The 13946-nt window shown below is 41.8% G+C and carries 13 protein-coding genes; 9 read left to right on the top strand and 4 right to left on the bottom strand.

The window, feature by feature from the left end:
- Positions 1-207: 207 nt before the first annotated feature.
- The 4 genes from KNP91_RS02435 (at position 208) to KNP91_RS02420 (ending at position 6720) form a co-directional block, all read left to right on the top strand.
- The gene (locus tag KNP91_RS02435; RefSeq protein ID WP_214848431.1) at positions 208-3081 is read left to right on the top strand and encodes an NERD domain-containing protein; all 2874 of its coding nucleotides are present in this window, start codon (positions 208-210) and stop codon (positions 3079-3081) included.
- A gap of 12 nt (positions 3082-3093) precedes the next feature.
- Complete coding sequence (locus KNP91_RS02430; protein WP_214848429.1) at positions 3094-4872, top strand: DUF7017 domain-containing protein; 1779 nt, start codon at positions 3094-3096, stop codon at positions 4870-4872.
- Between the two features lie 594 nt (positions 4873-5466).
- Positions 5467-6351 (top strand): lysozyme inhibitor LprI family protein, encoded by an 885-nt coding sequence (locus KNP91_RS02425; RefSeq protein WP_214848427.1) that lies wholly within the window; start codon positions 5467-5469, stop codon positions 6349-6351.
- A gap of 36 nt (positions 6352-6387) precedes the next feature.
- Complete coding sequence (locus KNP91_RS02420; RefSeq protein ID WP_214848424.1) at positions 6388-6720, top strand: alpha/beta hydrolase; 333 nt, start codon at positions 6388-6390, stop codon at positions 6718-6720.
- Positions 6721-6805: 85 nt separating this feature from the next.
- Here the strand turns inward: KNP91_RS02420 and tnpB are convergent, their stop codons facing one another.
- The gene (gene tnpB, locus KNP91_RS02415) at positions 6806-7897 is read right to left on the bottom strand and encodes an IS200/IS605 family element RNA-guided endonuclease TnpB (RefSeq protein WP_214848422.1); all 1092 of its coding nucleotides are present in this window, start codon (positions 7895-7897) and stop codon (positions 6806-6808) included.
- Positions 7898-8057: 160 nt separating this feature from the next.
- Here tnpB and KNP91_RS02410 point away from each other — a divergent pair, with 160 nt between their 5' ends.
- The 4 genes from KNP91_RS02410 (at position 8058) to KNP91_RS02395 (ending at position 10748) form a co-directional block, all read left to right on the top strand.
- On the top strand, positions 8058-8480 hold the full coding sequence (locus tag KNP91_RS02410; protein WP_214848419.1) for an alpha/beta hydrolase: 423 nt from the start codon (positions 8058-8060) through the stop codon (positions 8478-8480).
- Positions 8481-8651: 171 nt separating this feature from the next.
- Positions 8652-9086: a MarR family winged helix-turn-helix transcriptional regulator gene (locus tag KNP91_RS02405; RefSeq protein WP_012370037.1), complete on the top strand. Its 435-nt coding sequence runs from the start codon at positions 8652-8654 to the stop codon at positions 9084-9086.
- A 57-nt stretch (positions 9087-9143) separates the two neighbouring features.
- On the top strand, positions 9144-10127 hold the full coding sequence (locus tag KNP91_RS02400; protein WP_119922600.1) for a ring-cleaving dioxygenase: 984 nt from the start codon (positions 9144-9146) through the stop codon (positions 10125-10127).
- Between the two features lie 78 nt (positions 10128-10205).
- Positions 10206-10748, top strand: coding sequence for an NADPH-dependent FMN reductase (locus KNP91_RS02395; protein WP_251135838.1), 543 nt, complete (start codon positions 10206-10208; stop codon positions 10746-10748).
- An 81-nt stretch (positions 10749-10829) separates the two neighbouring features.
- Here KNP91_RS02395 and KNP91_RS02390 read toward each other — a convergent pair whose 3' ends face one another.
- A complete protein-coding gene (locus KNP91_RS02390; protein WP_214848416.1) occupies positions 10830-11591 on the bottom strand; it encodes a hypothetical protein in 762 nt (253 codons plus the stop codon).
- Between the two features lie 23 nt (positions 11592-11614).
- Complete coding sequence (locus KNP91_RS02385; protein ID WP_214848413.1) at positions 11615-12112, bottom strand: cysteine hydrolase family protein; 498 nt, start codon at positions 12110-12112, stop codon at positions 11615-11617.
- A 111-nt stretch (positions 12113-12223) separates the two neighbouring features.
- Between KNP91_RS02385 and KNP91_RS02380 the strand changes: the two genes are divergently transcribed.
- On the top strand, positions 12224-12715 hold the full coding sequence (locus KNP91_RS02380; RefSeq protein WP_214848410.1) for a GNAT family N-acetyltransferase: 492 nt from the start codon (positions 12224-12226) through the stop codon (positions 12713-12715).
- A gap of 23 nt (positions 12716-12738) precedes the next feature.
- Here KNP91_RS02380 and KNP91_RS02375 read toward each other — a convergent pair whose 3' ends face one another.
- Positions 12739-13929: an RtcB family protein gene (locus tag KNP91_RS02375; RefSeq protein ID WP_214848408.1), complete on the bottom strand. Its 1191-nt coding sequence runs from the start codon at positions 13927-13929 to the stop codon at positions 12739-12741.
- Positions 13930-13946 lie beyond the last annotated feature (17 nt).

Below are 13946 nucleotides of genomic sequence, written 5' to 3'. Positions count from 1 at the left end.
GATCACTTATTACTTTTATCCATCAAATTTTAGAAATATATATATATTTGTTGGGATTCAAAATTGCTGTTAAAACCATCTCATGACTTAGAGGAGATTGAATGAGTGAACGCATGGTAAAACGATGGAATATAAATGTTACAGAGAGGGTTGCCTCTTCAGTTTGGCTTTAAATTCGACGAAAATCACCTTAAAGGAGGAAGAAACGTGTTAGAAATTTTAAAAGGAAAATCAGTCAAGACCTATGAAAATGAGTTTTTCAGAAAAATCTCCGCTGAACTTTTTGAATTGTTTGAGCGAAAATCTTGGCACGGCATGTTGATTGGCATGCCGGAGTGTGTGACAAAAGAGGGTTTACAAATTGACTGTCTGCTGCTCACTCAGAATCAAATGATTGTAATTGACTTCAAAAACTATAGAGGAGTGTTGAACCTCCCCTCTCCTTTGAACTTCAAATATGGCAGATGGGTGCTAAATAAAGATGTTACCGTTAAAGGTGGCAGTGCTCCCAATCCTTACGCTCAGTTACAAAGACAGCGCGCTCGATTGATTCAAGAGCTACAGTCCCGAATCCAATCGTTTGATAAAAGTACAGTCTCGACGATGGTATGTTTTCAAGATGCGATCGAAACGATTGGTGAAATCCCACACCAATTCCAATTAGGGTTCTCAATCGCTGATCCAAACAATTATCTCAATAAAATCGTTGACATTCTTGATGTGATGGGTCATAGGAATTTGAACTATTTATCAGATTCGGCTAAACGTGTGTTTACTCAAACCGTATTTCAAGCCAATTCGTATAACTTTAACGAGGCCATAGACGTAGTGATATCAGAACCTAAACTGCAAACCTCGAATGATCGAAAGCATCAAATGAAGGAAATACATGACTTTTTATGTTCTGATCAGAAAATCATGACTGTGACAGGAAATACGAAAAGTGGAAAGACGGCGTTGATCCCACATATACGCGACTTGGCATTCGATGCAAATTATACACATGTCCCAGTCTTAGCTTACTCGAATCGGTTGAAACAAAAGATGCTACAAAGCCATCCGAACCTAGAAGAGGTTGAATCTTTATTCAGTTCAATATTTGATTTTCGTACAGAAGACAGGGACGAAAATTATAAAAAAGTTATTCCTTTGAAAATATCTCGTCCCCTCTCCACAGAAGACAATTCAAATGGAGCTGAGATTGCTGTACAAGACAAGATTCTATACATCATTGATGACAGTCAATTGATCACAAATTCGAAGCTTCATTCCGATGATATCCAATATGGTTCTGGTCACCTATTAAATGATGTGTTGGATCATGTCAATTTAGAAGGTCACCCAGATACAAAGATTATTTTTGTAGGTGATGTGAACAAACTGAGTTTTGGATCAGATATGGAAGACGCACTACAAGTGAATTACCTTCAAGCCCTTTTAAAACAACGAGATCTTATTTCAGATATAGCTCACATTGAATTGCCTGACAATAAAACCGGAAATGAGATCATTGAGGCTTGTAATCAAATTTCATCTCAGATTAAACAAGATCAATTCAATAGCTTGGTCCTATCATCGCATAACGAGATGTCTGTAAATGAAGTGGAAAATAAGGCAAAAGTGATGGAAGCAGCGTTTCAACATCCGCATGAAAAAAAGATAATAGTGTATACGAATAAAGTAGCGATGAAGATTAATCAGTGGATTAAACAACACTTCCTTAAAAACGGGGCAAAAATTGGACCGGGAGATTTGCTGATTTTCAACTCCCCTTCTCTTGCTGAACAAGAAACACATGATGATAGTGGTGTATCTCAAAATGAGCATTTTGTCTTTTCAGAAGTCAGACAGGTACATAACGGCATGTTTGGAGAAGTATTACGAATTTCTTATTCAGAAACGATAGAAAAAAACGAAATGGTGGACGACAAAAATATCGTCTTACGCTTTGTTCCTTGTGTTATTAGGCTTAGAAATGGAATCGTGATTGAAACGTTTGTGTTTGAGAATTTTTTAAATGCCGATAAAAATGAGCTTGAGCTAAATGAACAAATCGCATACCACAGGGTCTTGGCAAAACTAGAAGCAAACGCACAAGAAAAGTCGCCCTTTTCAAAAAGTCCTGAGTTTGAGGAAATGATTAGACAACCTGAAACATACGCAAAAATCGAGCGCGCTGGAAAAATACTTTATCGAGATTCATCAGATAGTCGAAAATTAACTAGCTTTGAAAAAGCATATCGACACCGCATCCTAAAAGAGTTAAATGATCCCGACTTTGAATATTTCAAAATTTTAAACGCAGCGAAGGTAAAATTTGGATGGGCTATGACAGTAAATAAAGCCATGGTTTATACATTTAATGAGGTGTTCTTTATTACAGACGAGGAGAATCGAGGACGGACGAATAAAGAATATTTCAGATGGCTCTATACGGGAATCTCGACAGCTTTGAACAAGGTGTACTTAATCAATTGGAAACCTATCTCGCCATTCATGAAGATCAACTTCTCGGACGCTCCAGAAGTTACAAGTTATAAGAAGAAACCTAAGAACATTTTTTCCTTTGCAGACGATCAACTCCTGCCAGCGGAACATTTAAGAACATATATAAACGAACGATTGTCTGGTGTAGGTGCAGTCAAAACAATCGTCTCAAGACCATATCTGGAAATGGTCACTTTAAACATAGATTCAGAAGACGTTGAAGTGCACTTTAACTACACAGGGAAGAGAGAGATCCGAAGCCCAAAATTCAAATCAGGGAGTGCAGCAGGATATGAGAAGTTACTTTCACTTTTAGCTTCTGGAGATCAGGATTTGGTAAACGATCTTGGAGTCATGAGCCCCATCTTTGAAGAACTGAGTCAATACCTTCAGCGTGCTGACATTCAATTGCGTGTGATTGACGCTCAGGATTGGAAACTGATTTTACACTTCCATAACCATCAAGAATATGTGGAAGTCCAAACATATTACAACGGGAAAGGAATGGTGAGTACATTCGATTATTTAGATGGAGATGCAGATCTCTATAAACAGGTAGTGGAACTCATTCAAAAAAGATATACGTTAACGTAATGGAGGGATAGAATGTATACGACAAAAGATTATAAAGATGATTTGTATCAAATTACGAAAACTCGCTTCGTGAAATATAAGTTGTTATTAGATTTTACGGAACGACGAGTTAGTCAAAATGACTTTATCGCGCAGTTAAAGCTAAAGAAGGAAGATAGCGAGATTAAACAGATTTTTGATGATTTAAGAGCCATATCTGAAAAAGTTCGCTTAAATGGTGGCAACCTAGACCCCGATCCGGTCGAAGAAGCAAAACACCTAAGAAAAGCAAATAAGTTTAAAGAGGCATATGTAAAAATTTTGCCTACCTTAAGGAATAATCCAAATGATGATGATACTTTAATCACGTTTGGGTGGATCATGTATGATTTTCTGAAAATCTCTGAGAATGAGATTGATCGATATCTTAATAATTTCAGAATATTGAACGATAATGCGACCATTACATTGAATAGATGGCCAGCAAACGACATAAAAAGAACATTGGTAGATTCTATATTATGGTCTATTCGGAGAGTCATCTCAAAAGATGATTCATACGCCGATAAAGTACTTCCTGAGTTTTTAAGATTTTATAGAAATGACTCTAATTTTATTGAGACAAGATATGATCCGAATGCACGTTCTGCCATGCGTTCACTTATCAAAGACATGATGAGTCATTTAAATGATTATAACTACCTCAAGTTTATGGATACTATCGGATTTGATTGGTTCGATTCAAGTGATGCGAGAGAAACTCATTTTCAGACTGAAGATGGAGATCAAAAAAAAATACCACCTTTGAAGGAATCAGTATTAAATCATTATTCAAAAAGAATATTAAAAATGGACATTCAAATTGTGACAGAGCAACGCGTTACCACTTTCTTATCTGTTTTGGAGAGAAGCATTGCTGCAAATACTTCGTTTGTTTGGCTCCCTTATCACCAAGGACGATTGTTATTAAAATTGAATCGAAAAGAAGAGGCGTTGAGCGTCATTTCTTCCTTCGGAAGAACAAAAAGTAATGAGTTTTGGGTATGGAATCTTATAAGTGAACTAGTTGAAGAGGAAGATCGGTTTAACTGCCTATGTGCAGGTTTACTTTGCAAGACAAAACCGGAAATGATTGTGGGACTGCAAGAAAAAATCATCCCGTTATTGGTACAACGTGAGATGTATTCGCATGCTAAGCGAGAGCTAGATACGTTAATCAAATCTCAACAAGCAAACCGGAAGAGCGTTTCACCAAAACTAGAAGGTTGGAAAAAAGAGAATTGGTACAAGGAAACAGAGAACGTTGACACAAGAGAACAACTAGCTGATTATGCGCAAAAAGCGAAAGACATTCTTTATCGAACACTCCCGCTTACCGATATATTTGTCACCTCCGTCAACGAAGAGAAAAGCATTGTCAATTTTAACTTCCTGTTGAACAACAAATCCGTGAGAAGCGGTTACTTCCACAGTGATTCAATTGAAGGGAATCATAATTGGAAAGGTGACGAAATATTTAAGGTAAAACTGTTCAAACATCACAGTAGACCGAATTTTTATTCGATACATGAAGTTACACAAGGTGACGAAGACTTTCGTTCGAACTTCATTCAATCCGACGTCGGATATATAGAAAAAAATAATGAGAATGCATTTGCTTTTGTCAATGATGTTTTCATTTCTCCAATCTTGGTAGATCAACATAAGTTGGAAGATGAAGATTTAATCAAGTTTGTAAAAAAAATGAGGTTTAATAAAAAGAAAAATACATGGGGTTGGTCGGTGGATGAGATAACTTCTGTAGAGAAATAGAACCTGAATATATCTTCATAAGTTTGACGAACCAACGTGCAAATCGAGACTTGGTTCGTTTTTTTTAAGAGTTTGAAACGCCCTGCTCGTTATAAAAGGAGAAAGGCTGTGTAAAGTTTCTTCAGTCAACAGGTATATCGGCTTCAGGGCCGGTAAAAATCGCTCTCTCGCGATATATTTTACCATTGTCCGCCTCTCCTGATATGCATATCAGTCTTTATTTTCAACATTAAATTGGATAATCCATGCAGTCTACTTGTTTGATTAATAATATAGCGGGCTTCATCGGTGCCAAGTCGTGTAGAAATCTGCACGTTTTCTCCCCCTCCACATTGGTTATTCAGTTCAATCCGGTCTATTTGAATATTGCAGACAAAAGCCCCTTTTACTTTACGCTCCACCGTTACTGTATTTTTCACAAAAAGACTTTGCTCCGCTCCACCCCTGATTTCTAAGAATTTGCGATAAAACACTGTATTGTTCGAAATCGATAAGTTAAAAATCAAAATAAATGAAAAAATATGGAAAAATTTCTATAAAAAAATGAATATAGCGACCGAACAAATCTATATGTACTAAATGGAGGAAACAATTATGTCTTTAAAAAAAATAATCTCTTTGTTTGGAATGATGCTCACTGCCCTTCTTTTGGCAGCTTGCAACGATTCAGCTGAAAATAATATGATTGGCAGCTGGAAAGTAGTATCCGAAAATAAAACGCTGTCTTACATTGAAGTAAGTAAAGAGAGATATACCATCCGCACAGGTGATGAAGATCCGCGAACGGCTGATTACATCATAACTGAAACCGAAGACGATTCGTTTATCTTTGATGTAATTAATCCAGAAAACGGATCAAATGAATTTTTGTTTGAAGGTCACTTCGAGAACGATGATAAAATTTCGTTGCTGAGAAACTCAAACGGACGTGATACAAAAAGCGTATTGATTCGAGTGGACAGCATCTCTGAAGAAATGAAAAAACAAGCGATTCGAGATGAGAAAGAAAAGAGGAAACAGCAAGCAAAAGAGGAGCAACTTGCCAAAGAGGAAGAAGCGGCACGACAAGAGGAAAATGAGTCTACACTTCAAGAAGAAGAACAAGAACAAAATGATGAAAGTAATATGGAGCCGACGGAAAAAACAAAGTACTTGCAAAGAGCAGATGCTCTTGATGAAAAGATACTTGCTGAAGGAAAAAAGCTGTACGAACAAGATTTACAGACCGGTTTTTATGGACAGTATTACAAAGAATGGGATAACCTGTTGAATGATATGTGGGCGGAAATCAAGACACAAAAATCTGCAGCTGAATTCGAGCTTCTAAGACAAGATCAAAGCAACTGGATTGATCAAAAAGAGAAGGGTTTTTCTGAAATTCCGGATGAACCGGCTTCTGAAAGAGCCCGGGGAATGGATTTTCTAACGTTCGAGACAAAAAACAGGGTCTATTTCTTGATTGAAAATCACTTGAAGTGAATACGAGAAAAAAGATGACACGAGGCATTTCTTTTCATGAAATTATTACCCCCGAAGCCCTTTTATTACGAAGGCGGTGAACGAGCTGTTCTGCTTTTACACTCTTTCACCAGCAATCCGAACGACATGAAAAAGCTTAGCCGCTACCTGCAACAAAATCATTACTCCTGCTATGCTCCGACACTGAGTGGACACGTTTTACCGGCAGAAGAACTTCTGAACTACGGACCAGCCGACTGGTCGCAGGATGTTCTCGACGGTTATCAGCTGTTGCAAGACAAAGGATTTGAACAAATAGCAGTTGTCGGCCTCTCACTGGGTGGTGTTCTTGCTGTGAACTACTCACCACTTATTTGCTTCGCAAATTGAAGTGGGAGCTTCTTGGGAAGACCGTACTTTTACGAGCTACGATTATTGACCAAGCTCATCGGGTGGTTCCCACCCTGAAGGGTTCTCAGTCTGCTAACAGCAACAAGTTGATACTTGCGTTGATATCTCGATCATGATGCGCCCCGCAAGGGCATTTCCACTCGCGCACATCCAACGTTTTCTTCTCGCCTTTCGTTCCACAAGAAGAACAGATTTGCGTTGAGGCGTACCATTGGTCCGCTTTGATCAGTGTTCGTCCGTAGAATGTGCATTTATATGCCAATTGCCGAACGAACTCATACCAACTGACGTCTCCGATCGATTTGGCGATCGTATGGTTCTTCATCATGTTCTTGGACTTCAATGTCTCGACGACGATGACTTGGTTATCGTCAACCATCCGTTTCGACAGCTTATGAAGAAAATCTTGACGTTGATTTACAATCTTCTCATGCTTCTTGGCGAGGATGATCCTCGCCTTGTCTCGGTTCTTACTCCCCCTTTTTTTGCGGGACAGGGCACGTTGTGCCCTCTTGATCTTCTCTTCGGACTTTCGAAGGAAACGAGGATTTTCAACTTTCTCAGAAGTCCACTCGTCGTTTGTCATGATGGCGAAGTGTTCCAGACCAAGATCAATTCCTACTTTATTCTTAGCGGGAACCCATTGCTCTTCGGATTGATCGACAAGAATGGAGATGAAGAATTTTGAGGTCTTCGTCATCGAGACCGTAGCGGACTTGATCACACCATCGAACGAACGATGTTGCTTCAACTTCACAAAACCGATTTTAGGAAGCTTCACCTTACGATCTTCGATGCGTATGCTCCCCTTCAGATTATTTGTCGTGTAAGAGGCACGGGCGTTGTGCTTCGATTTGAACTTCGGAAACCCGACAGACGGATCTCGAAAAAAGTTGTTATACGCTTTGTTCAAGTCCATCTGAGCGTTCGACAGAGACAGGCTGTCGACTTCTTTGAGGAAAGGGAATTCGGGCTTATACTTCGCCGGGGTTGGGAGCTTCTGTTTCGCGTTAGGGTTCAGTTTCGAATCTTCATACAATCGGATCCGCTCTTCGAGCATCTTATTGTAAACGAAACGGACACAACCGAACGTCTTCACGAAATATTCTTGTTGGGGTTTCGTCGGATAGAGTCGAAACTTGTACGCCTTCAGCAACGCAATCACACCTTTCCTTTTGATTCGTTACACTGATTTTATCAAACAATCTCAATATTGAAAAACAGGCCGATTCATCTCCCACCTATGCTGGGCTTCGCCCTGAGACGCTTAGAGATGGGAGAATTCTCGCTAAATTTAGTTAAAAACGGCACAGGAGTTGCAGAGCAACGGGGTAGTCACCCTGTCCGTACCGATGGATAAGGAAGCAGCCGTCCTAAAGAAACGAATCGTTTATTATGCCAAGCGCTATAAACAACTCGAAGGAAAAGAGGATCAGCAGATTGCCTCTGAAATGGCTGAACTGGATCACCTTCCTTTTGAATCGCTGACTGACTTCGAACAACTCATTAACCGGACGCGGGACCATTTAACCTCGATCGTCTCTCCTGTTTGCGTCCTGTATGGGGAATTGGATGATCCCTCATACAAGACGAGTGCCGAAACGATTTTCGAAAGCGTAGCTTCGGATCAAAAAACGATTAAAGGATTTGCGAATTCAAAACATTTAATGACGTTAGGAAAAGATATGAACGCAGTCAATCAAGACATTCTTGCGTTTTTAAATAAACTGAACTGGTGATGTATTCATCCCTTTTAAAGGCAGTCCGCACTCAACGGGCTGTCTCTTTTTGTCCTGCTGTCTAGATCTGTAATCAGAAACCAATCAAAACAATTGACGCCATAAAAAACAGATGGTATATTTATCTCGAATTAAAGATATATGAATTGAAGATAAAAAGAGGTGAACGAAATGGAACAGCCGAATCCGAACTTAAAAGCACTGACAGTCATGGTTCGCGCAGTCGACGCGCTTCATGAAGTCATCAAACAGGATGTTGCGAAGTCCGGACTAAATCCGACTGATTTTTCCGTACTCGAGTTGTTGTATCACAAAGGAAGGCAACCGATTCAGCTGATTGGGAAAAAAGTATTGATTACCAGCGGCAGCATCACCTATGTCATCGATAAGCTCGAAAAAAAGAACTACGTCGTCCGCCAAGCCTGTCCGGAGGATCGGCGCGTGACATTTGCGGAACTCACCACAGAAGGTCAAACGTTAATGGATACGATTTTTCCGGAACATGAACAAGCCATTAATCAGGTTTTCCAAGGGATTGACCAGGCGGAAATTGAATTGTTCATTAAGACTGCTAAAAAAATAGGCTACCAAGCCCAAAATAATTAAATTTTTTTACCTATATATCTCGAATTCGAGATAATAACGATTAAGGGAGCGATTTAGATGAATGAATTAAAAGGAATCCACCACGTCACGGCCATCACAAGCAGTGCCGAGAAAAACTATGAGTTCTTCACAAACGTCTTAGGCATGCGTTTGGTCAAGAAAACTGTTAACCAGGACGATATTCAGACCTATCATTTATTCTTCGCTGACGATAAAGGATCAGCCGGTACCGATATGACGTTCTTCGACTTCCCGGGCATTCCAAAAGGAACACACGGAACAAATGAAATCTTTAAAACCGCTTTCCGCGTGCCGACGGACGAAGCACTCCACTACTGGATCAAACGATTTGATAAATACGATGTGAAGCATCGTGGCATTAAAGAACAGTTCGGTAAGAAGACCCTCTCGTTCGTCGATTTCGATGACCAGCAGTATATGCTGATTTCAGACGAGCATAACGAAGGCATTGCCTCCGGAACTCCGTGGCAAAACGGTCCGGTTCCATTAGAATTCGCCATCACCGGCTTAGGTCCAATCCACATCCGGATTGCCGAATTTGACCGGTTAAAAGAAGTCTTAGAAAAAGCGATGCTGATGCGAGAAATTGATCAAGCAGGATCACTGCATTTGTTTGAAATGGGTCAAGGCGGTAACGGAGCACAGGTCGTCGTCGAACATAACCTCCTCCTTCCGAGCGGACGCCAAGGATTCGGAACCGTCCATCACGTGGCGTTCCGGGTGGAAGATACAGCCGCTTTAAATGAATGGATCGAACGGATGCACAACTTACAATTCAACACATCAGGCTACGTCGATCGTTTCTTCTTCGAATCGTTGTATGCACGTGTCGCACGCGGCGTCCTGTTCGAATGGGCAACAGATGGTCCCGGTTTCTTGGGTGATGAGCCGTATGAAACAGTCGGAGAGAAATTATCGTTACCACCGTTCCTCGAATCGCAACGTCAACAAATCGAACAAATGGTCCGCCCGATCGATACCGTCCGCAGTACACGCAAGATCGAAAAAGAATATTTATGATCCGGAGGGATTAAATTGAGTATGTTCAAGAATTTATTTGGTTCGAAGAAAACACCACAACAAGAGGAGGAAACGAACATGACAAAATTAAACATCGGAATTATCTTGGGATCAACACGTGAAGGTCGCTTAAGCCCACAGGTCGGGAACTGGGTGAAAGAGCTGGCGGACAACCGCGGAGACGCCAACTATACGATCATTGACATCGCCGACTACAAATTGCCGCTGCTCGGCGAAAAGGACGGCGATGCATCCGGTGCAGCTGCATGGTCTGAAGCGATTGCCGCTCAAGATGGATTTGTGTTCATCACACAGGAATACAACCACTCGATTGCCGCTTCATTGAAAAATGCCCTCGATTATCTCCGTGTCGAGTGGAACAACAAAGCAGCCGGTATCGTCTCCTACGGTTCAGTCGGCGGCGCACGCGCAGCAGAACATTTACGCGGTATTTTAGGCGAATTATTGATCGCTGACGTCCGGGTCCACCCTGCCCTCTCGCTGTTCACTGACTTTGAGAATGGAGCCGTGTTAAAAGCGGCACCGGTTCAAGCAGATTCCGTTAATCAAATGCTTGATCAAGTCATCCCTTGGGCTGGCGCTTTAAAAACAATTCGTTGATTATTCCATTCCCTTTAAAGAATATTTGAATACAGGCAAAAAAACGAGAGAACTCCTTATCTTTGGGAGTTCTCTCGTTTTTCATTTATTGTCTTCCGTCCACGTATCGACATACGAAACCACGTACTCTTTTTTCGTTCGACTGTACTTCGTTTCGAAGTAATAGAGGACATTCTCTTTCTGGTTCAAGACAGAATACGAATACGTCTTGTACGCTTTTGGAAAAACAGGCTGTTTTTTACCGGCTTGCTTTCCGACTTTTGAATAGTCGATATACGCGACTCTCTCATATTTCCCAATCCCTGTTCCCGTCAGCACGCCATCCAACTGTTTTTTCGTCATCCCTTTTTTAATCTTTTGATCATTATAGACACGTTTGGAATTGACAGCAGATGAGTCAAACCAATGTTTTTCGACGAGTTTTAACTGCTTACTGTGTTCTTTTGATTTAAATACGAGCAACATGCGGACGGTTTGGAACGTCACTTCATCCGGATCGTCCGATTCATTCGATACCTTTGTATCTGGGTACAGATAGAACTCATACTTCAAATATTTCAGCTTTCCGCTTTTATCGTATGTGTTGGAATCGTTCAATTCACCACTGCACAAAAGATTAACTTTCACCTCATCTTCCGGGCGGTCACACAGGTGTTTTTTATAGTTTTTGCCATAAATGACTTTCGCAACACTGGTCATCGAGGCATTCATTTTTAACTTTTTAAAGGTGTCATGTTGTGTTTCTTTTTTGGTTTTTGCCTCGGCTTTGTTTGACGGATAACTCGTCAATAATAGAACAAAGACCATGGACAAAGTCATTAGTCCTTTGATTATGTTTTTCATATTAAAATTCTCCTTCAACATCGTTAATTAACAGAAATTAAATCATTCAACTGAACGATATGACTGCCCTTTTTTGCGTAATATTCGACCATCTCTGGAAGTTTCTTTTTGTCGTAACTCGTGATGCCGTCTGTGATCACCGTCACGTCATACTCCAGTTTACGTAAATTAAAGCAGGTCGATTTGACACAAGCTGTCGCATCGCCGCCAATCAGATAAAAGTCGTTGATGTCATGTTGCGCAATGAATGCTGCGAAGGCTTCACTTGTTAAGGCGTTCCCCTTATATTTCGTGAAAATGTGATCCGACACGATCTTTAAATCAGGTGCCAACTCGGCACCGCGTGTTCCGGTCTTAAACGTTCTGGTTCCGGCCGATAAATTCTCGTGCCGGATGTAGACCACATGCATGTCCTGTTGAACCGCCCAATCGATTGACTGATTGATCGTCCCAATGACTTCTTTGTAGTTTTTTGTCATGTCATTTTGAATATCAATGACGACTAAGGCTTTCTTTTGCATGTAAACTCCTCCTGAATGAATAAACGGATTTTTCGTTCTGATGAATGTTTCCGGTTCCAATCGAATAACGTACACTTGAAATAAGAAGTAAATAAAAAGGAGACATGCCGCGTGAAAGAAAAATACTATTTTGACGTCTTTCCTGAACTGACGAGCGAACGGCTCCTGTTAAGGGAAATCCGCTTAAGCGAAGCGAACCAAATGGTTGAAATTACGGTCTATGACGGGCAACCGGCAGAAAATAGCCATGACGTCGTCCGGATCTTGAGTCAAATTGCTCTTGATTACCTCAACGGCGATGGTATCACATGGGGGCTTTATTTAAAATCGACCGGCGAATTCATCGGCAATTGCTGTTTTTGCAGAGGCTACCAAAACAACATCGCCGAAATTGGTTATGTACTCAAAGCGGACTTCCGCGGCCACGGCTACATGACGGAAGCTGTCAAAACGGTTACCCGGTTTGGACTGCAGGACATGCAAGTCAAACAGGTTTGTGCCTATACCGCACCCGACAACCGGGCCTCGCAGTCCGTTCTCTTAACAGCTGGCTTCACGACAGGTAGTGGCGATCAAGACAGCCACCAGTTCATCTGTCAGTGAGCAGGACGCCGGATTTTCGCCCATCATTTTGCCTTAAAGTTATAAAGTGGTCTAATGACTTGGAGTAACTCGACCGTGTCCTCTGTGTTCCGGATGATTTCCTCCATCGGCTTATAGACAAACGGCGACTCATCGCGTGTCGATTCGACGACCGAACTCGACCAGACGTCCTGCATCGTCTCCTCAAATTCCTTCAAGTCTACTGATTTAAAGGCTTTCGAGCGGGACATAATCCGCCCTGCCCCGTGTGGTGCGGAATAGTTCCAGTCCGGATTGCCTTTTCCTTTCACAATCAATGAACCGTCCCGCATGTTCATCGGAATGATTGCTATCTCACCGGCCTGTGCGGAAATCGCCCCTTTCCGCAGAATCATCTGCTCGAGATCGATATAGTTGTGAATCGTATCGAATTGATCGGTTGCTGACCAGCCCATTGCTTCCAGGATGACCTCCGTCATCGCTTGACGGTTCAGTGCTGCGTATTTTTGAGCAATTTTTAAGTCATGCAGGTAGTTGTCCATATCAGGGCCTGAGACGTAGGCTAAATCTTTATTCGTTTCATTAAATTGGCTCTTCAGCTCAACTAACGTGGTTTGAATGTCCTGCTCCCGTCCCTGATCTTTCAGCGAGGCAACGATTGTTTCTGTATCAACCGTGAATTGTGCGCTTTCCGCCAGCTTTTGATAATGCTCGGCAATCGTTTTCCCGAGGTTCCGGCTGCCGGAATGAATGACGAGATACAGATTGTCTTCCTCGTCCGTATTCAGCTCGATGAAGTGGTTTCCTCCGCCTAACGTGCCGATCGATAACCGGGCCCGCGTTTCGTTAAACGGTGCCAATACTTGATCAAACGGAATCTGTTCCGACAAGCGGTGCGGCTGATTGCGGACGGACATGCCGCTCGGAACCAGTTCCTGAATCGCAGCATCCAACTTCTCATACTCAACGCCGGCTGTTCCTTCACGATTGATTTGTGTACATAACATGCCGCAGCCAATGTCGACACCAACGAGATTCGGAACCACTTTATCGTGAATCCGCATCGTCGTGCCGATGACCGAGCCCTTGCCGGCGTGACAATCGGGCATGATGCGGACATTGCCGCCGACAGCAATGTTTTCGTTCAGCATCCCCGTCACCTGCTCAATCGTCATGTCATCGACATTGTGTGTAAAAATCTTCGCTTCGCCGTACTTTCCGCGAATCGTCTTCATTTCATCCTCCCCCTTAC

Origin of the sequence: Exiguobacterium sp. s138, from assembly GCF_018618775.1 — a bacterium.
Lineage (GTDB): Bacteria > Bacillota > Bacilli > Exiguobacteriales > Exiguobacteriaceae > Exiguobacterium_A > Exiguobacterium_A artemiae.
This window is presented reverse-complemented; position numbering and strand designations above follow the sequence as displayed.